The sequence below is a fragment of the Idiomarina aquatica genome (assembly GCF_003987185.1).
Taxonomy (GTDB): Bacteria; Pseudomonadota; Gammaproteobacteria; order Enterobacterales; family Alteromonadaceae; genus Idiomarina; species Idiomarina aquatica.
On record NZ_PIPS01000001.1, the window covers coordinates 524,550 to 542,392 of the forward strand.

General features: G+C 51.6%; 20 protein-coding genes and 2 other RNA genes. 14 read left to right on the forward strand and 8 right to left on the reverse strand.

The window, feature by feature from the left end; all coding sequences use genetic code 11:
• The 8 genes from bfr to CWE23_RS02610 form a co-directional block, all read right to left on the reverse strand.
• Entirely contained in the window at positions 1-477 is a 477-nt protein-coding gene (bfr, locus tag CWE23_RS02575) for a bacterioferritin (RefSeq protein ID WP_105305914.1), read from the reverse strand.
• Positions 478-518: 41 nt separating this feature from the next.
• Positions 519-761, reverse strand: a complete 243-nt coding sequence (locus tag CWE23_RS02580) for a (2Fe-2S)-binding protein (RefSeq protein WP_241970511.1) — start codon at positions 759-761, stop codon at positions 519-521.
• 121 nt (positions 762-882) lie between these two features.
• Complete coding sequence (locus CWE23_RS02585) at positions 883-1,860, reverse strand: calcium/sodium antiporter (protein ID WP_105305912.1); 978 nt, start codon at positions 1,858-1,860, stop codon at positions 883-885.
• A gap of 52 nt (positions 1,861-1,912) precedes the next feature.
• Positions 1,913-3,811: an acetate--CoA ligase gene (locus CWE23_RS02590; RefSeq protein ID WP_126819302.1), complete on the reverse strand. Its 1,899-nt coding sequence runs from the start codon at positions 3,809-3,811 to the stop codon at positions 1,913-1,915.
• A gap of 99 nt (positions 3,812-3,910) precedes the next feature.
• On the reverse strand, positions 3,911-5,260 hold the full coding sequence (locus tag CWE23_RS02595) for a ribonuclease J (RefSeq protein ID WP_198678793.1): 1,350 nt from the start codon (positions 5,258-5,260) through the stop codon (positions 3,911-3,913).
• A 124-nt stretch (positions 5,261-5,384) separates the two neighbouring features.
• Positions 5,385-5,888, reverse strand: coding sequence for a hypothetical protein (locus CWE23_RS02600; RefSeq protein ID WP_105305910.1), 504 nt, complete (start codon positions 5,886-5,888; stop codon positions 5,385-5,387).
• Positions 5,889-6,111: 223 nt separating this feature from the next.
• Positions 6,112-6,642, reverse strand: a complete 531-nt coding sequence (locus CWE23_RS02605) for an REP-associated tyrosine transposase (RefSeq protein WP_126819304.1) — start codon at positions 6,640-6,642, stop codon at positions 6,112-6,114.
• Between the two features lie 2,023 nt (positions 6,643-8,665).
• Positions 8,666-9,523, reverse strand: coding sequence for an XRE family transcriptional regulator (locus CWE23_RS02610; RefSeq protein WP_126819305.1), 858 nt, complete (start codon positions 9,521-9,523; stop codon positions 8,666-8,668).
• A gap of 153 nt (positions 9,524-9,676) precedes the next feature.
• Between CWE23_RS02610 and CWE23_RS13975 the strand changes: the two genes are divergently transcribed.
• The 14 genes from CWE23_RS13975 to CWE23_RS02680 all read left to right on the forward strand — a co-directional run bounded on the left by CWE23_RS13975 (position 9,677) and on the right by CWE23_RS02680 (position 17,837).
• Positions 9,677-9,973, forward strand: coding sequence for a helix-turn-helix domain-containing protein (locus CWE23_RS13975; RefSeq protein WP_420809955.1), 297 nt, complete (start codon positions 9,677-9,679; stop codon positions 9,971-9,973).
• Positions 9,970-12,207: a DDE-type integrase/transposase/recombinase gene (locus tag CWE23_RS02620; protein WP_126819309.1), complete on the forward strand. Its 2,238-nt coding sequence runs from the start codon at positions 9,970-9,972 to the stop codon at positions 12,205-12,207. Before CWE23_RS13975 ends, CWE23_RS02620 begins: the two co-directional genes overlap by 4 nt.
• Before the next feature lie 39 nt (positions 12,208-12,246).
• On the forward strand, positions 12,247-12,957 hold the full coding sequence (locus CWE23_RS02625; protein WP_126819310.1) for an AAA family ATPase: 711 nt from the start codon (positions 12,247-12,249) through the stop codon (positions 12,955-12,957).
• A 36-nt stretch (positions 12,958-12,993) separates the two neighbouring features.
• Positions 12,994-13,530, forward strand: coding sequence for a helix-turn-helix domain-containing protein (locus CWE23_RS02630; protein ID WP_126819312.1), 537 nt, complete (start codon positions 12,994-12,996; stop codon positions 13,528-13,530).
• A complete protein-coding gene (locus CWE23_RS02635) occupies positions 13,518-14,036 on the forward strand; it encodes a hypothetical protein (protein WP_126819314.1) in 519 nt (172 codons plus the stop codon). Before CWE23_RS02630 ends, CWE23_RS02635 begins: the two co-directional genes overlap by 13 nt.
• Before the next feature lies 1 nt (position 14,037).
• Positions 14,038-14,304: a hypothetical protein gene (locus CWE23_RS02640; protein WP_110012683.1), complete on the forward strand. Its 267-nt coding sequence runs from the start codon at positions 14,038-14,040 to the stop codon at positions 14,302-14,304.
• Between the two features lie 10 nt (positions 14,305-14,314).
• Positions 14,315-14,917: a DUF3164 family protein gene (locus tag CWE23_RS02645; RefSeq protein ID WP_110012684.1), complete on the forward strand. Its 603-nt coding sequence runs from the start codon at positions 14,315-14,317 to the stop codon at positions 14,915-14,917.
• Positions 14,915-14,979, forward strand: an RNA gene (locus CWE23_RS02650) — hammerhead ribozyme type II. The genes CWE23_RS02645 and CWE23_RS02650 overlap by 3 nt, the downstream gene beginning before the upstream one ends.
• Before the next feature lie 26 nt (positions 14,980-15,005).
• Complete coding sequence (locus CWE23_RS02655; RefSeq protein WP_126819315.1) at positions 15,006-15,620, forward strand: hypothetical protein; 615 nt, start codon at positions 15,006-15,008, stop codon at positions 15,618-15,620.
• Positions 15,617-16,351 carry a helix-turn-helix domain-containing protein gene (locus CWE23_RS02660; protein ID WP_126819317.1) on the forward strand — a complete coding sequence of 245 codons (735 nt, stop codon included), beginning with the start codon at positions 15,617-15,619 and terminating at the stop codon, positions 16,349-16,351. Before CWE23_RS02655 ends, CWE23_RS02660 begins: the two co-directional genes overlap by 4 nt.
• Positions 16,350-16,412, forward strand: an RNA gene (locus CWE23_RS02665) — hammerhead ribozyme type II. The genes CWE23_RS02660 and CWE23_RS02665 overlap by 2 nt, the downstream gene beginning before the upstream one ends.
• 6 nt (positions 16,413-16,418) lie before the next feature.
• On the forward strand, positions 16,419-16,979 hold the full coding sequence (locus tag CWE23_RS02670; RefSeq protein WP_126819319.1) for a gp16 family protein: 561 nt from the start codon (positions 16,419-16,421) through the stop codon (positions 16,977-16,979).
• On the forward strand, positions 16,969-17,379 hold the full coding sequence (locus tag CWE23_RS02675; RefSeq protein ID WP_126819321.1) for a Mor transcription activator family protein: 411 nt from the start codon (positions 16,969-16,971) through the stop codon (positions 17,377-17,379). Before CWE23_RS02670 ends, CWE23_RS02675 begins: the two co-directional genes overlap by 11 nt.
• A gap of 8 nt (positions 17,380-17,387) precedes the next feature.
• Complete coding sequence (locus tag CWE23_RS02680; RefSeq protein ID WP_126819322.1) at positions 17,388-17,837, forward strand: hypothetical protein; 450 nt, start codon at positions 17,388-17,390, stop codon at positions 17,835-17,837.
• Positions 17,838-17,843: the final 6 nt, after the last annotated feature.

Consider the following 17,843-nt stretch of genomic DNA (forward strand, 5'->3'; position numbering starts at 1 on the left):
CTACTCCCCTTTTTCTACTTGAGATTGTAAATACAGTTCGTTACCCAGACGCGACATCAGATCGATTTGCGTTTCTAACCAGTCCAGATGCTCTTCCTGACTGTCGAGAATGTGGTTCAGCATATCGCGGCTGACGTAATCCTGATGCTCTTCGCACACTTTTACCGCGTCGCGGATCGCATTAACGTCCTGAAACTGTACCTTGTGATCCAGCTCGATCATTTCGCGCGGATCTTCACCGATAAACAGCTTGCCTAGCTCTTGCAGGTTTGGCATGCCTTCCAGAAACAGAATCCGTTCAATGACCTCATCCGCATGCTTCATCTCGTTGATGGACGCTTTGTAGATCACTTTATTGAGATTTTCGAAGCCCCAGTTACGGTACATGCGGGCATGCAGGAAGTACTGGTTTATGGCGGTCAATTTGAGGGTCAGCACCTTATTCAGCTGCTGTATAACTTTTGCATCACCTTTCATAGAGTGTGCACTCCTTAAGTCATTCCATGGAAGAAATTAACTTAAGTGTAGCACACCGTTTGAGGATGTTTAGCGGGAAAAGCCAAGTCGGTTTGGGGTTTTTCTGTGCGTTCGCTCAATGCGTCGTTGAGCACATCTTTGGCGCACTGTTTACAACATCCGCACTGCGACGCCACACCGTACTGCTGACGCAGGTCACGCATGTTGTCGACGTCACCACAGGCGACGGCTTTTTTGATGGTTTTGTCGGTCACGCCTTTGCACAAACAAACATACATTCGCATTCACCTCTCTACGTTAAAAGCTAGAATAGCGTAAATGCGAATAGTTTGCAATAGTGCTTGGAAAAGCTATAGGTCGTGCCTTTGCCACGACCCGTTGCTGACCTTGCGCCAACGGCGCAAGCTACAGTGCCGGGGCGAAGCCCGTCGATACGAGGTAAATACAGTAAGCCACGTACATCGCCAGGAACGAAATACCGTGAATACGATTAATCCGGCCAATGCGATTGATGCGCAGTGAGAACAACAACAGCAACAGCGTCAGCGCCGCCATCGCCACCCAATCCCGGTACAGCACCAGCGGTTCCAGAGACACCGGATGAATAGCACCGGCGATACCCACTACCGCCAGCGTATTAAACATATTCGAGCCAATCACATTACCCAGCGCCAAATCGTGCTCGTTCTTGCGCACCGCCGCGATCGCCGACGCCAGCTCAGGTAACGACGTACCTATCGCCACCACCGTCAAACCAATCACCAAATCGCTCACACCCAGCGCCTGCGAAATATTCACCGCGCCCCAAACCAGCGCGCGCGAACTCAGCACCAATAGCACCAAACCGATAATCAGCCAAATGATGGCCGGCTTCATCGCCATCGGATGCGAATCGATTTCCTGAGTAAAATCAGCCGCCAGCGTATCTTCCTTGCCCTTAGCCCCCAGGTACACCGACCAGCCCATATAAACCGCAAAAATCGCCAGCAATAACCAGGCTTCCAGTTCACTGATGTTAAAGTCCCACAGCAATACCGCGCTGAACAGCGTGATCAAAATCAGCACCGGCATTTCGCGTTTGATCACCCCGGACTGCACCGTAATGGGCGCCAGCACCGCCGTCAGACCCAACACCAGCGCGATGTTAGTGATGTTAGAACCATAGGCATTACCGAGCGCCAGCGCAGGGCTGCCGTCCAATGACGCCAGTGCCGACACCACCATTTCCGGCGCCGAGGTACCAAACCCAATGATCACCATACCGATGATCAGCGGCGGCATCCCCAAATGACGAGCAACGGCGGCCGAACCATCAACAAAACGATCCGCACTCCAAACCAGTACCGCTAACCCAACGATAACTGCGACAATCGATAACGCCATTAATAACCCTTTGAATTCCGTTTAGTTAAAGGCGCATTTTACCCTGTTCCTGTTATCGATGGCTAGCCTTGCTTTGTTGCTCAATGCTCTGCTGAATGGCCGCAATGCTGTTGGGGTCATCGATGGTCGACGGAATCGCAACGTCCTCGCGCAGCAACAACTGCCGGATCAACCGGCGCAAAATCTTGCCGGAACGGGTTTTCGGCAGTTTCGGCACCACATACAGCGTTTTCAAACAGGCAATAGCACCGATTTTATCGCGAATGGTCTGTACCAGGTCGCTTTGCAGTTGCCCGGGGTCGATATCCGCTTCGTTCTTCAGGATCACCAGCCCAATCGGCAGCTCGCCCTTCAAGTCGTCCGGGGTACCGACCACCGCGCATTCCGCCACCTCCGGATGGGCCGCCAGAATTTCTTCCATTTCGCCGGTCGACAGGCGGTGCCCGGCGACATTAATGACGTCATCGGTGCGTCCCATAATAAACACATAGCCGTCCTTATCGATGTAACCACCGTCGCCGCTGCAATAATAGCCGGGGAAGGCTTTCAAATAGCTGTCGCGCAAGCGTTGCTCATCGCCCCAGACCGTTGGCAGGCAGCCCGGCGGCAGCGGCAAGCGCACACAAATCGACCCCTCTTCTCCGGCGGGCAATGGCTTACCGGCGGTATCCAGCACGGCAATTTCATAACCCGGCACCGGCAGACTCGATGAGCCCGGTTTAACCGGCGTTGCGCCCACCCCAACCGGATTGGCGCACATCGGCCAGCCCGATTCAGTCTGCCACCAATGGTCATACACCGGTCGCCCGGTAACCTCGGTGGTCCACTCGTAAGTAGCAGGGTCCAACCGCTCGCCGGCCATGTAAATGCGCTGCAACGAGCCGATATCGTATCGTTTCAGATAGTCCGCTTTCGGGTCTTCCTTTTTAATCGCACGGAATGCCGTTGGGGCTGAGAACACCGCGGTCACCTTGTGCTGCTCGATAACCCGCCAGAACGCACCGGCGTCGGGCGTATTCACCGGCTTGCCTTCATAAAGAATGCTGGTGCAGCCAAAAATCAGCGGCCCGTACACAATATAAGAATGGCCCACAACCCAGCCGACGTCGGAAGCAGTGAAAAAGACCTCGCCCGGCTGCAGACCGTAAACATAATTCATGGAGAAGTTGAGTGCCACCGCATAACCGCCGTGATCCCGCACCACACCTTTCGGTCGCCCGGTGGTGCCGGAGGTATACAGAATATAAAGCGGATGGGTCGATGCCACCGGCACCGCCGCGACAGGCTCAGCGTGCTGCATCAACTGCTGCCAGTCGTGGTCGCGGCCACTTTGCAATGTCGCGGTTTCCTGCTCACGCTGAAACACAATCACGTTCTGCGGTGGCTTTTCCGCCTCTTTTAAGGCTTTATCAACGATCGGTTTGTACGCCAGGGTTTTCTTACCCTCGATACCACAAGACGCGGTCAGCAACAGCGCCGGTTCCGCGTCGTCGATACGGATCGCCAGCTCGTGCGCGGCAAAACCGCCAAACACCACCGAGTGGATCGCACCAACCCGCGCACAAGCCAGCATCGCAATCGCCGCCTGCGGAATCATCGGCATATAAATGATCACCCGATCGCCCTTGCCGACCCCCATCGACTGAATAACCCCGGCAAACTTCGCCACCTCATCCAGCAATTCACGATAGCTGTAGGTTTGCACATTACCGGTAACCGGCGAATCATAAATCAATGCGGTCTGCTCGCCACGGCCGGCCTCAACCTGAGCATCCAGCGCCAGATAACTGACGTTCAGCTCACCGTCGGGGAACCAATCCGCCATGCCGTTTTTCTTTAACGTCGCCCCGACCGTTGGTTGCTTAAACCACGCCAGCCGCTGCGCCTGCTCCAGCCAAAAGCCTTCCGGATCCTGCTGCGCCTCCGCATAAATTTCATGATAAGCCTGCATACACCAACCTCAACTCTTTGTTAACAACTTGATAACAGCATAGGCGCCGGCAAATAAATTGGAATTCGACCTTGGTCGCAGGTTTGGGCGGGTGCAGAATTACCGGGCGATCGGAATTCGCCCGGTGTAAACCGCCGCACGGCGGATGCTGGGGATGGGCGCGATGCGAAATAGGTCGCCGTTGCGGCCGGTTAAGGTGCGTCGTACCCCAACCTCACGGGCGATCTCTGCGTGTTTTTGCAGGTGTGCTGCCTCGCCGTGGGTTGGTATCACCATCGCCGGCTGCAGCCAACTGTACATTTGCTTCAATTCTTCCTGATTTGGATGCCCCGAAGCGTGGATCGGCAGCTCGGTATCGTCTTTCTGAATCACCGCAATGCCGCGGCCATGAAACTTTTGCACCAGCGCCTGCACATAGGCTTCGTTACCCGGAATCACCATCGCACTCAGAATAACGGTATCGCCTTTATCCAGTGCCAATTGCGGGTGGCTGTCGTTCGCCAGCCGGCTGAGTGCCGCGCGCGGTTCACCCTGACAACCGGTTGCCACCACCATCACTTCTTCAGGCGGCAGATAACCCACGTCGCGGTGAGTGATCAGCTCTAACTCTTCCGGCCATAACCCAAAAGCCCGGGCTGTGGCTACATGCCGCTCCAGCGAGCGACCAAATACCGCCAGCCGGCGGCGGGTGCGCTGTGCCACACGCGCCAGCGTCACTAACCGTGCGATGTTACTGCTGAAACAGCCAACCACCACGCGCCCGGCGGCTTTTTGAGTTGCCGCCAGCAGGCCGTCAAAACACTCGGCTTCCGACACCGACCAACCCGGCTTGAGGGCATTGGTGGAATCGCCGACCAGCGCGTCGATAGGCTGTTCAGCCAGTCGTTGCAGCGCCCGCGCATCAATGGGCGCGCCAATCACCGGGTCACGATCGATTTTCCAGTCGCCGGTGTGCACAACCCGGGCTGCCGGCGTTTCAATCAATAAGCCGTATGGGTCGGGCAAAGAATGCGTCAGGCGTATCCAGGTGACCGCAAATTCACCAATGGTCAATTGCTCACCATCGCGGGCTTCGATGATGCGAACCTTATCGGCAAAATGCGTGTAACCAAGTTTGCGACGCAACACCGCGGCGGTGTAGGGCGTGGTGTAAATCGGGCATTTTAGTCGAGGCCAGAGGTCTTCCACCGCCCCGATGTGGTCTTCGTGCGCGTGGGTGATGATCAAACCCGCCAGTAAGTCGAGGTTATCAGTGATAAATTTCGGGTCCGGCGCCACCACTTCATGGTTAACCGCCCCCTCAACCCCCGGCGTCAGCGGTTCATCAAACGACAGTCCGCAATCCACCATCAACCACTGCCCGGCATGCCCATACAGGTTCATGTTCATACCGATTTCACCGGTACCGCCAAGCGGCAAAAACCAAAAATCACTGCTGCCCGGTAACATAAGTCGCGCCTAACATCGTCGAGTAAGGTGTTGAGTTTACAACAATAAAGAAGCGTTTTTTAGCAAAGACTGATAAAAATGCCCACGTCTCAGCGGGCATTTTTACGGTGCACACCGCAAGTGATCAGTGAAGAGCAACCAGCCCTTCTCGGAGTGGCGCGGGCACATCTTCGAGCAACACAACGGAAATGCCGTTTGCTGATTCGTCGTTGTTTGCGTTTTGACCAGCCAATTGACCATTGACGTTTTCAGGCGACAAATTGTACATCGCTCCGGTCAATGGATCGATCACCAGCCAGCCTAACAACCCACCAAAAACAAAGTTGCCGGCAAGGTACCAACCGTTGGGGCTGGAAGTTACCGTAATGGTTTGTGAGGAATACCCTGCTTTTTGAATTTGAACACTGTAGGTTTTGCCACCAAAATAACTGCCGTCACTTTTTTGTAGCGTAACCGTGGTTGGCGTTCTTCCCGAAAATACCGTGTTGCCCCGTTCATCAATGATAGTTACGTCCGCTTTTTCCGGGGTGCTGGAAATCGGAATCAACTGATTTCTATCACCAACTATCGTCGCGCAGCCAGCCAGTATCAACGCCGACGTTACGATCACCGCTTTTATCGATTTCATGATTTGATTCCTGTTTTATTATTTTTATTGGAAAGGAATCAAGGATGCGTGACGGGGGGAGAGTCAACCAAACCAACATGCTGGTGTGTGTTTCATCCTTGAAAAGACTTTCCGCTCATATCTCAATGACATGAACAACGAAATATTAACAAGCTGTCTTAACAATAACAATCAAAATGTATAACCGCGGTTCCCCGCGTATCAGACCGGATCGCCAGAGTTGTCATTGTCCGGTCAGGTATTTCCAGCGTTCAGGGTACTTGCCCTGTTTGATGTAAGATCGCAGCGTTGAATAAGGCCAATCCCAGGCGGTTGCGGTATAGCCATGTTTGACCGGGTTGTAGAGGCAGTATTTTACGCAACGTTCGTAATCCTGTTGGTCGGTAATGCGGTGGTCGTAAAACCGCAGATGCCAGAGCCTTCCCCGTTTCGCCCGCCGACGCCATTTGTAGCGGTTATTGAGGGTGTAGTTTTTATAAGAGAATTGCGAAAAGTCGCGCGTCATATGGCTTTTAAAACAACCAATAAAACGCCCCAGTTCAACGTGATGAGTGCGGATCACAAAATGCATATGATCCGGCATCACCACCCACGCATGATTTTCAAACGGATATTTCCCCTTAGCCAACGCCACCGCCCGCCGCAAAGACGCCAACATCTCCGGCTCAATCAACACCTTCTGCCACTCAAACGTATTCATGGTGATAAAATACAGACCGGCCGGATAATATTTTCGCAGTTTCCAAATCGTCATCCCGCCATTAAAGACCAACCCCACACCCCCCGCCGCCAAAAATAACCCAAAATCCCCGACGACATCGGCACATTGTTGGGGGGTTTGGGCGCGGCATTTTTATGGATCGAGGGCGCATGCGGCCGGCGATCGATGCGGCCCCCGGAGGCGGGAATGCCCTCCGCCCCGATCGGCACGCGAGGCTCCGCCTCGCTAAGCCGATGGCTACCTACGATTTGCAAAAGATTTGGGGATATTTTCGGTGCCATGTTTTGAATTCGTGCGAAGGACGTATTCAATGCGAAATCCCGGCAATGCCACAAAACCCATTCATATCGTGGGTACCCATCGGCTTAGCGGCGCAGCCGCGTGCCGATCGGGGCCAAAAATATTCCCGCCTCCGCAAGCCGCATCGATCGGGGCCAAAAAAATTCCCGCCTCCAAACGCCCCATGGATCGCCCGCCGCATGCGACCGCGGGAATTTTTCAATATCGGGAATGAATTCGGGCGTGGATTATTTCGATATCGGGGGCGGATTTGGGCGCGGATTTTATCGATATCGGGGGCAGATTCGGGCGCGGGAATTGATTGATATCGGGGATGAATTCGGGCGCGGGAATTGATTGATATCGAGGGCGCATGCGGCCGGCGATCGATGCGGCCCCCGCAGGCGGGAATGCCCTCCGCCCCGATCGGCACGCGAGGCTCCGCCTCGCTAAGCCGATGGCTACCTACGATCTGGGGGCGATTTTCGGGGGCGATGGGACCGCGGATTATTTCAATATCGGGGGCGAATGCGGGCGCGGATTTTATCGATATCGGGGGCGCATGCGGCCGGCGATCGGATGCGGCCCCCGGAGGCGGGAATGCCCTCCGCCCCGATCGGCACGCGAGGCTCCGCCTCGCTAAGCCGATGGCTACCCACGATTTGAGGGCGATTTTCGGCAGGCGATAGGACCGCGGATTTTTTCAATATCGGGGGCGGATTTGGGCGCGGATTTTATCGATATCGGGGGCGGATTTGCGCGCGGGATTTTTTCAATATCGGGGATGAAATCGGCCGCGGGAATTGATTAATATCGGGGGCGAATGCGGCCGGCGATCGATGCGGCCCCCGCAGACGGGAATGCCCTCCGCCCCGATCGGCACGCGAGGCTCCGCCTCGCTAAGCCGATGGCTACCTACGATTTGCAAAAGATTTGGGGATATTTTCGGTGCCATGTTTTGAATTCGTGCAAGGGCGTTTTCAATGCGGGGGGCCGGCAATGCCACAAAACCCATTCATATCGTGGGTAGCCATCGGCTTAGCGGCGCAGCCGCGTGCCGATCGGGGCCGAAAGAATTCCCGCCTCCGCAAGCCGCATCGATCGGGGCCGAAAACATTCCCGCCTCCAAAGGCCGCATCATCCGCCCGCCGAATGCGACCGCGATCCATAAAAATCCCACCGAATTCATGCGAAGGGCGTATTCAATGCGAAATCCCGGCAATGCCACAAAACCCATTCATATCGTGGGTACCCATCGGCTTAGCGGCGCAGCCGCGTGCCGATCGGGGCCGAAAGAATTCCCGCCTCCAAAAGCCGCATCATCCGCCCGCCGCATGCGACCGCGGGATTTTTTCAATATCGGGGATGAATTCGGCCGCGGGAATTGATTGATATCGAGGGCGAATTGTAACCCACCACCTATTATGAAACAGAAACCACTGTGAAAATGAAACCGGGAGAATGTGAAATCATGCGGGAACAAATGAGTGGGATTCCAATAGTGGCGCGGATTACAGAGTAATCGTAGCTAACGAGCGCGAGTTCTAATGGTAAATAAATCAAAAGCCAATTTATTTACCGGCGGGCGGCGCTGGTGAAAATCTAGCTAAGCCTTATTTTATGAGGGTTAAAAGGCCATTTAACGGTTATGTTGCATTCTTTTTGGAGCCTGAAAAGGCCGTTTTTCAGAATAGCAGTAAATAAACTTCACAGGCCGCGTCAGTATTGAGTTATTCAGTAAATAAATGACGTTAATTTATTTCATAAGTGGAAGTTATTAGCTGTAAGAGTCGATCCGAACCACCCTTCCTAAAACGCTCACCTTTTTAGCATCATCATCACTCAATACTTCGTTCGAGTAATGCTCGCTGTCAGTCATTATAACTAGGCCGCGGATTCTTTGTTCTACTCTGCGGATAACTATCTTATCCTGGAAGCTCAGTGCATATAGTCCGCTGCCACTCAATGCCGCGCGGTCATCAATAATAGCTATCTCGCCCTGGTTAATTGTCGGTGCCATTGCATCGTCGCTCGGAAATACCGCTTTGAGGTGTTCGGGGTTCAGTTTTTTATTAGCAACCCAGCTACGCCGTACCGGGTGAAACTCATATAAATTAAGATCCGAACCGAAACTATGAAATGCAGACTCGTCTTTAGGATTAATTACCGGCAACAAATAGAACGATTTAAAAGGTCTGGTTAGTTCGTGAATAAAAGTATAGAAGGCCGCATTGTTCTGCACTTCCATTTGTTCATAGAGCTCTTGAATTTCATCTACTCTAGATTGAGAGATATTCTGCTCAGTTAAGTTTGCAAAAATTAGGCTGAACGCCTCAACAATATCCCTACTTTCGATTTTTGATTCTTCAGTTCTTTTGTATATATCTTTGGTCTTCGAATTAAGAAGCATCTCACCATTACCAGTAAGTATCCAAAGAGGGCTAATTCCATAGTCAGCCAACGCCTTTAGTATTATTGCTGAAGGAGTACTCTCGCCTCGCTCGTTAGATTGATAACCTCTCAAAGACATATCTGCTGTTTTGGCTAATTCAGTTTGGCTCATCTTTAAGTGATTTCTTGCTTTTTTTAGCCGTTCTCCAAAACCAAGCTCCTTCAGCACGCTCACATTATGCATTATTTTTCTCTCATTAATTCAATATCTTAACCAAGATATAAGCAAAATATATCTTTACTTGTTGACGATAAGCGATTTTTAGCTCATTCTTTTAGTATGTTTAACCAAACAAGCCGAAAAAAAACCAGGGTGGCACCTGGTCCTGCTTCTGACATGCACCCTGCCGACATCAAGTGTGCATTGGAAAAAGCAGGCTGGTCATTACGCCAGTTAGCGTTAAAAAACGAGCTGTCCGCTGCGTCGGTTGCCGTTGCCCTAAAAAAGCGCTGGCCTCGTGTGGAGAGCATTATAGCAGAAGCCCTTGGGATAAAGCCTTGGGAAATCTGGCCCTCTCGTTACGACAGCAATCACAAGCCAATCAAAAAACATCGAGGCTGGCCAACGTCGAAATCGTTCAAACCGAAGCATAGTACAGAAGCTTCAGATAAGCGACAAGGAGACTCCCAATGAGCTCGTTTAAAACCATCTCTGTGACGGTGGATGAGCTTGTTGAAATTACCGGCTTGTCGAAACCGTCTTTGTCCAAAAAGAAAAAAGCCGAGAACTGGCTTACGGACACAAAAACTGTTCGGCGTGGTGATGTTGGTCGTGCCGCCCAGCTATACCTTATTGAGTCATTCCCCGAGGACTTAAAAGCCAAGGTTTATGATCACTTTGAGCGTAAGGCTGTCGAATCGAAACTGGAGTCGGTGCAAGAGGCTCAGGAATATACTGAAACACAAATCTTGAGAGCGCGGGCGCGTTACGCATACGTCCAGGCGTACCGAAAAGCGAACCTCGAAGACCAACGCAAAAGAGGAAACCAGAAAGATTTAAGTCTACGCCGATTCTGTAATGCTTTTGAGAGCGGTCAAATTGAAGTCGAACCTGAGTATTTGCCTGAAGCTCTTGAGGATAAAGGTATCAAGCTCGGTTTAAGTCCTGCGACGCTGTGTCGTTGGTTAAAAGCTGTTGAAAAAGACGGAATCGACGGGCTTTTAAATAAGCCACGCGCATTACAGAAAACCAAGATAGAAAAGCAACCTGAATTGGTAGAAGCCTTGCAAGCTATGTGGGGTGATCTGTCCCACCTTTTTGAAAAAAGAAACTTTACCAAAGTTAGAGAGCTTGTAGTGGCTTTTAAGGAAGGCCGAAACCTTGATTTTTCAGTTCCCTCAGTCAGTTCATTCCGTCGCTGGTATTACGGTCTTTCGGAAGAAGATTTACAGAAAATGACTTTCGTCACTAACCCGACAAAGTTCACCAGTAAATATGAAATTCAGATAGGTGTTCACTATGCCGGCAACGCCCCAAACAGCATCTGGGAGTTTGATGGGACACCAGCAGACGTAATGTGTGTTGATGGCCGCTACAAAATAACAGCGGGCATCGACACCTACACTCGCCGCGTTCGATTGTTGCTGGTACCGAGCCAAACAACCGATGCCAACCTGGCGCTGCTTCGCCGAATGATTATGGACTTCGGACTGCCGTCTGACGACAGCGTCATGGTCACCGACAACGGCAGAGACTACATATCTCACAAGTTTCAGGAAGTGCTGGAGCGCCTTGGTGTTAAACGAGTTCAAACCCGCCCCTATTCAGGCAAAGAAAAGCCGTTCATCGAGCGATTCTTTGGCTCTATGGCTCGCGGATTTATAGCGACGATGCCCGGCTTTATCGGACACAATGTGGCGGATCGTAAACGCATTGAGGAAAAGCGTACTTTCGCCCATAAAAGAGCTGTTCGTCGAGGCAAGGACGTTCTCGCTGCTGACATTGCTGAGTTTGGCGCTACGATGACAGCCCAAGAAATTCAACAGATACTTGATGAATATTTAACCGAATACTACGAGAAAAAACCTCACGCCGGGCTGGGCGACAAGACGCCCGAGCAAGTCTATATCGAGTCACGCTACCAACCTCGTGTCGTCAATTACGAGACCTTGGCTATTGCCACTAATCCAATTGGTCAACCAACGGTAAGAAACGGTTTTGTTCAACTGAACAAGGTGAGATACGTAGCGCCCGAGCTTCACGACCTCGTTGGCAAACGAATCGAAGTCTACCAGCACCCGGACGATCCTGAAGTGTTTGTCGGGAAGGACATTTCTAACGGCATCGCCAACGGCCAGGTGTTCCCTTTAACTGACATTACATCAACCACCCAAGAGCAGCGCGCCGTGTTGCGAAGCAGCAAAAAACGCAAAGAGAAAGAGCTCATGGCCTTTCGTAGGAACATCATCAAAAAAGGCAAAGAGCTGGGCCTTAAAGATGCGCCAAACCTGCTTATCGCCGCAGCAAAAAGAAGAAATGCAGCTGTAGCACCATTCAAACAACGTCCAATTGAAATCGATAAGCCTGAATTTGAGGGCTTTGAGAAAGCAATGAAGTACGGCAGCTCTGACGCTATCGCAGACACAGTCGAGGCTAAAAGCATCAGCGAAATGATTGCCGAGCAGCAGCGCGAGAAAGAGGAATTGAGGACTCAGGAAGCGCCTATCCGCGAGCGTCGCCAGAAAATCATCCGTACCGAGGCGGATCTGATCCAAATGCTCATTTACAAAGAGCTGGAGGAAGGTTTAACCGAAGAAGAGCAAATGAAAGTTGAGGATTACATGATGAGTGACGTTGGCGAAATGCAGGTTAAAGCATGGCGTCAAGTCGCAACCTACGAGCACGCTAAACGAGCCAAAAACGGTTAGCGCGCTCGTAAATTACCACCCCAAAAGAGGACTTAAATTATGAAACATAAAGTGGTTACAGTCAAAAACGTTAACAAATCAATGAATCTGTTACGTAACTTACAGAGTCGGTCATCAATTATCCCTGGTCTGGGATTGATTCACGGGCCCTCTGGCTTCGGTAAAACCACTACCGTTGTCTGGATGTTCAACCAAACCCGCAGCGTGTACGTGCGCTGCTACGCCACCGACACACCCAGCTCATTCTTAGGGCGTGTGTTGCAGGAAATGGGTGAGGTGCCACGTCCACCGCTTTCCAACATGGTAGGGCAAGTTATTGAGCGCATGGTTATGGACCACTGCTCGCTGTTTATTGATGAGGCCGACCACATCGTCAATAACACCCGAATCATGGAAACCATTCGCGACATTTACGACAGCGCCGAAGAGCCAATTGTACTGATTGGCATGGAGCAAATTGCCCGTCGCATCAGCCACCGCAAGCAAATGTTTAACCGCATATCTGAGTGGGTCGAGTTTCAACCGGCTGACCTGGACGACATGGAAATGCTGGTTAAAGAGCTGTTCGAAATCAACCTGGACATCAAAGAGGACATGCTCAGCTACATCTGTAACGAGAGCGGCGGCGAAATGCGTCAAATACTCGTTGCCCTGGAGAAGATTGAGCGTTTTGCCATGGCAAACAAGCTCGACACCGTGGACCGCCGCAGCTGGGGTAAAGAGCCGTTGTTCCTGTTGCAACGCCGTTAACAGCAACCGTGCGCTAAAAATAATAAGGATAATCCAATGGATCATAAAAAACTGTCAGTAACAGCAGAGTGTCAGTTAGCCGTTATGCGCGAGCTCGGCCAGTTCACCCGCTACGATGTGATGCGCAAGCTCGATGTGTCTCGCACTCATGCGCAAACCATGGTTAACCGTCTTCGCCGCAAGGGCTATGTCGAAGAAGTGGGCTTTACTGAAGGCCGGTTAAAAAAGCGTTTAAAGGTCTTTCAAGTGACCAGCAAACCCATCGACCTTGCCCTGCCGGCGCGGCAGAAAATCTGGAACACCCTGCGTATTTGCCGGGCTTTCACCAAGCCCGAAGTGTGCGCCGCGGCTGATGTCAGCATGGCGCTGGTTTCACGCTACGTGAACGAGCTTATTCGCTGGGGTTACGTGCGCAAAGTCAACAATGGCCGTCCTGGCGAAGTGGCTGGTTATGCCCGCTATCGTCTGCTACGCAATACGGGCCCTGACTACCCTCGCGTTGCCCCGCAAACCTGCTCTGACCCTAATACCGGTGAGGTACGCAAAGTGGAGGCTGAATCATGCAATGGATAGACGTGTTAAAGCGCGAAGTCAGCAAACAAGGCCTGGGCGCTGTGGCTGAAATGATGGAGACCAGCCGTGCGGCAGTCTCCCAGCTGGTGAACGGCAAATACCCCGGCAACCTTGAACGGATGAAAGCGCGCGTTGAAGGCGTGTTCTTTAACCGTACCGTGGAATGCCCCGTCGCCGGTGAAATACCGGCACAGCAATGCTTCAGCAATCAGCGCAAGAAGCCTGGTAGCAATCCGATGAATCTACGTTTCTTCAAAGCCTGTCGCAGCGGCTGCCCGCACAGCCAGCAAAAGCAACAGTTCGGCGGTGAGGTTATTCCCACGCTGTACGTCAGCACTGACGAACCACAGGAATACAACCCGCATCGCACGTTGCATCTGTTAAAGACCCAGGCAACCAGCCAGGAAGGCAGCAGCAAAGACGCGCAACTAACTTACATTCAGCTGCTTGAGAGCGAAGTACACAACCTCGCAGCACGCCTAAAAACAGCAAACAAAGGTGATTGATATGACCAAACAACAACAAAACTGGGCCGTCGCAATTCAGGCAGTGGAAAAGCTTCAGGCGCTCAACATTACCGTTTGCAATGTGTGTATCTCGGCCAGCAAGCCGGTGATCACCATTGAACCACCCAAGGGCGTGCGCTTTGCGCAGCGCCCTGCCGAAGTCTCAATCCGCCGTGGCGGCGGTGAGCTTGTAAGAATCCGTACCGGAATGTTCGAAGGCTGCGCTGTGCGCTGGCTGAACGAACGCATCATTGACCAAGTGCACTAGGGGAATACCAATGCAACAAGAGCAGTATAAAAAAGACGCCAAAGGCCGTCTGATTCCGATTGACCAGATCCACGAGTTGGACATTTTAAAAGACGACTTTGTGAACGAAATGGTCACCAAAGCCAAAGAGAAAAACGGCGATTTAAAAGCCTTTAAAAAGGCGTTATTCGACGACTTTGGAACCTTCATGGAAATGATAGCCGAGCGCTACCAAACCACAGTGGGCGGCAAAAAAGGCAACGTGACCATCTATTCATTTGATGGTCGTTACAAGCTGTCAGTTGCTGTCCAGGACCGCATCACCCTGGGCCCTGAATTACAGGTGGCGGAAAAACTCATTAAAGAGTGCGTCCGCGACTGGTCACAGGATGCCCGCTCCGAGCTTAAAACCTTGGTTGAACGTGTATTCGAGACCGACAAAGAAGGCAACATCAACACCCGCGAAGTGCTGGCACTGCGTCGTTATGAAATTGAGGACGAGCGCTGGCAAAAAGCCATGGACGCTATTTCTGACGCCATCAACGTGGTCGGCAGCAAAGAGTACATGCGCTTTTACGAGCGTGACAGCGCGGGTGATTACAAGCCTATTTCCGTCGATTTTACCAAGGTATAGCGAAACGCCCGTTCGCGGGCGTCTGTCAGGCGTGGCGGCCTGGCACTGATGAGCAGCTAATACGAAACACAAACAACGAGGCAGAACAATGAAACTCGATTTTTTAAAGACCTTGCAGGAGGTGCAACCCTGCGGCCTACGGGCAGTTATCGAGCCACTGGATGAAAGCTATCCGGTGATGGCGTATTCCGACTGGAAAGAGCTGGCAGCGCAACTGGTTGATGCTTGCTTTGTTAAGCGCCTGGGTAACGGCCAGTACACGGTTACGCCAGCAGGCAAAGAAGCTATTGCCCAGGGCGAAGAGTTCCTTGAGCAGGCGCTTGGCAGCGAGCAAGAGCCCGAAGACCCGGAGTCCAATGACATCCTGGCGGGAACAGTGCAAGCGGGAACAGTGCAAGCGGAGTCAGCATCATCGAAGCCTGCACCGGAGCACCCGTGGCGTAAGCCATTATTGGCCAGCAACCCCATCACAGAGGAAGTTCAGCGTAAAGAGCGAGAGCAAAAGCAGGCTGATTCGGCCAACGATTCCAGCATGAAATTTTACGCCTGGACGACCAAAGCTGATTTGGAAAAGGTTGGCACGGATGAACTGCTAAGCCGTCACCAGGTGCTTAAAGAGCACCTGAACGAAATCAAGGAAGTGGTTAACCGCCGTGTGACCACCTCGTTTTATGGTCCGGTAAAGCAGGAGAGTCTTTCATGAGAATTGCTGAAAAGGAGTTCCAGTCTAATTTTGGTGAGCGCCTGAAGTTGTTTAGAAAAAGCATGAAGCTGACGCAGGCTGAAATGGCAGAAAAAGTCGGTATGTCGCTTAAAGGGTACCAGGGCAATGAGCGAGGAGTTGCGTCCCCTTCCGCGATGCTAGTCGATTCGTGCGTAGACCTTGGCGTAAACAGTAATTGGCTTCTAACTGGCAAGGGCGACATGTTGCTAAAAGATGCTGGGGTAGAAAAACATCAGGGACCACGGAAAGCAGAGGCAGTCATGTCTGACCGTCAAAAATTCGTACCTAAAGATGATAACGGCATTGGCGCTCGCCTCTTCACAGCGCGTAATCATCTCAATTACACGCAAGGCGAAATCGCTGAACGGCTGGGAATGTCAACCAAAGGCTATCAACACAATGAAAAGTCATATTCGATCCCCAACGCGCTAACTTTGGTGTTTTTCGTACAAAGAGGGTTTTCAGCACGGTGGTTACTCACTGGCCAAGGCGAAATGCTTGCTAGTAGTGAGTCGAATGAGCTTTTAGCAGAGCCAAGCCCACTGGAAGCCCAGGTCAACGATAACAAAGAGAAAATAAAAACCCTTTGGGAGTGCGCCCGGGATATGAACATTGCCATTGACTGCTTGCGGAAGATGCACGAGCGCACTCGCCAGCCACTCATTAAGCGCGTGTGGGATTGGGTGTTCGGCAACAACATAAAAGCCTAAGCGAAACGCCCTACGGGGCGTCTGGCTGGCGTGGTTGCCAGTCACTGATGAGCAGCCGAGGTGAATAATGAATAGCAAGGCAAAACTGATACAGCTGATCCACGTGGCCAAGCGTGAATTGCGTCTCGATGACGAGACCTATCGCGCTGCATTGCAGGGTGTTTGCCAAAAAACATCCTGTAAAGACATGACTCTGGCCGAGCTGCAAAAGGTGCTCAATCACTTTGAAGACAAGGGGTTTAAAAAGCGCGCTAAAAAAAGCAAAAAGCGTCAATCGCCGTCATCCAGCAAGCCGGTTAAGTGGCCTGAAATTAGGGTCATTCGCGCTATCTGGATACAAGCGGCCAACGACAAACTGTTAAAAGACGGCTCGGAAGAAGCCCTGGATAAATGGGTGTTTCGCATGACCGGCGTTCGTCACGTTGGCTGGCTGAGCTACGACCGCGCCTTTAAAGTGCTTGAGTCATTAAAAAAATGGCATAAGCGTTTGATGATCAATTGGTTAGACACCAAATTCGGGTATAGTTATGCGCTCTTGGACAAGGACGAGCTATTGCCGTACTCACAGGTGACCGAGGTCTTTGAGGCGTGTCGTAAGGCTCACAAGGAGCGTAAAAATGCAGAATGAAATGTTCGAAGACGATAAAAACCTTGATGAATTGTTGAGCAAAGCGGAAGATATAGAGCTTGATTCAACAGCATGGCCGCACGCATTGGCCGAGCTGGTCAGTATTTTTAAAGACGAAATGACAAGCTCTGCTAAGCTGGATGAGAGCAAGGCGCTTAAGTTAGCAAAACGTCTGGTCGCACGTCAGGCGCACCACATGGGCGGTCGTCAGTACTACTTGCCGCGTGATGAGCGACTGAAAAAAGCCTTGCGCGATGTAGACATTTGGCAACGCTACAATGGCCGCAACATTGACGTTCTGCAACGTGAGTACGGCTTGACCAGTCAGCAGATATACGCGATTTTGCGCGAGCAACGGCAGTTAGAGCGCGACCGCCGTCAACATAAACTATTTGGGTAGGGAGACCTATGAGTGATAAATCAAAGTACTTAACTAAAGAAAACGTTTACATTACTGCGTTTCTTTTCGCCGTAGTCGCTCTAGTAATTCTGTTCGTATCATCAATACCAGAAGACCCAAAGGCAAAAGAAGTCAGAATGGTCAAAGATGGTGCATTCAGCGAGTGTCGTGGGCTGGTTATCGATGACACTAGAAAAGCCGGTCGAAAAGTCTGGAACTCGGATTTTTCAACAATGAAGGTGCACAAACTAGAAGAGCATAGATTCATTGTTTGGGGAAAATATCTAGCAACCAGAAGTAATGGTTCAGATGGACGACATTGGTACTATCTTTGCGACTTGAACCATAATCCTAGGTATAGCAAAGACGATCCGGGCGCATATGAGATCATTTATGGTTTCATTAACGGCCCATTCAACCCAATGCCTGAATACAAAAACAGCCCTTTCAAAAAGTAGCAAAAC

Bases quoted from the DNA above. Each gene is read 5' to 3' on its own strand.
- bfr (WP_105305914.1), bottom strand. From the start codon at position 477: ATGAAAGGTGATGCAAAAGTTATACAGCAGCTGAATAAGGTGCTGACC.
- CWE23_RS02580 (WP_241970511.1), bottom strand. From the start codon at position 761: ATGCGAATGTATGTTTGTTTGTGCAAAGGCGTGACCGACAAAACCATC.
- CWE23_RS02585 (WP_105305912.1), bottom strand. From the start codon at position 1,860: ATGGCGTTATCGATTGTCGCAGTTATCGTTGGGTTAGCGGTACTGGTT.
- CWE23_RS02590 (WP_126819302.1), bottom strand. From the start codon at position 3,811: ATGCAGGCTTATCATGAAATTTATGCGGAGGCGCAGCAGGATCCGGAA.
- CWE23_RS02595 (WP_198678793.1), bottom strand. From the start codon at position 5,260: ATGTTACCGGGCAGCAGTGATTTTTGGTTTTTGCCGCTTGGCGGTACC.
- CWE23_RS02600 (WP_105305910.1), bottom strand. From the start codon at position 5,888: ATGAAATCGATAAAAGCGGTGATCGTAACGTCGGCGTTGATACTGGCT.
- CWE23_RS02605 (WP_126819304.1), bottom strand. From the start codon at position 6,642: ATGACGATTTGGAAACTGCGAAAATATTATCCGGCCGGTCTGTATTTT.
- CWE23_RS02610 (WP_126819305.1), bottom strand. From the start codon at position 9,523: ATGCATAATGTGAGCGTGCTGAAGGAGCTTGGTTTTGGAGAACGGCTA.
- CWE23_RS13975 (WP_420809955.1), top strand. From the start codon at position 9,677: ATGCACCCTGCCGACATCAAGTGTGCATTGGAAAAAGCAGGCTGGTCA.
- CWE23_RS02620 (WP_126819309.1), top strand. From the start codon at position 9,970: ATGAGCTCGTTTAAAACCATCTCTGTGACGGTGGATGAGCTTGTTGAA.
- CWE23_RS02625 (WP_126819310.1), top strand. From the start codon at position 12,247: ATGAAACATAAAGTGGTTACAGTCAAAAACGTTAACAAATCAATGAAT.
- CWE23_RS02630 (WP_126819312.1), top strand. From the start codon at position 12,994: ATGGATCATAAAAAACTGTCAGTAACAGCAGAGTGTCAGTTAGCCGTT.
- CWE23_RS02635 (WP_126819314.1), top strand. From the start codon at position 13,518: ATGCAATGGATAGACGTGTTAAAGCGCGAAGTCAGCAAACAAGGCCTG.
- CWE23_RS02640 (WP_110012683.1), top strand. From the start codon at position 14,038: ATGACCAAACAACAACAAAACTGGGCCGTCGCAATTCAGGCAGTGGAA.
- CWE23_RS02645 (WP_110012684.1), top strand. From the start codon at position 14,315: ATGCAACAAGAGCAGTATAAAAAAGACGCCAAAGGCCGTCTGATTCCG.
- CWE23_RS02655 (WP_126819315.1), top strand. From the start codon at position 15,006: ATGAAACTCGATTTTTTAAAGACCTTGCAGGAGGTGCAACCCTGCGGC.
- CWE23_RS02660 (WP_126819317.1), top strand. From the start codon at position 15,617: ATGAGAATTGCTGAAAAGGAGTTCCAGTCTAATTTTGGTGAGCGCCTG.
- CWE23_RS02670 (WP_126819319.1), top strand. From the start codon at position 16,419: ATGAATAGCAAGGCAAAACTGATACAGCTGATCCACGTGGCCAAGCGT.
- CWE23_RS02675 (WP_126819321.1), top strand. From the start codon at position 16,969: ATGCAGAATGAAATGTTCGAAGACGATAAAAACCTTGATGAATTGTTG.
- CWE23_RS02680 (WP_126819322.1), top strand. From the start codon at position 17,388: ATGAGTGATAAATCAAAGTACTTAACTAAAGAAAACGTTTACATTACT.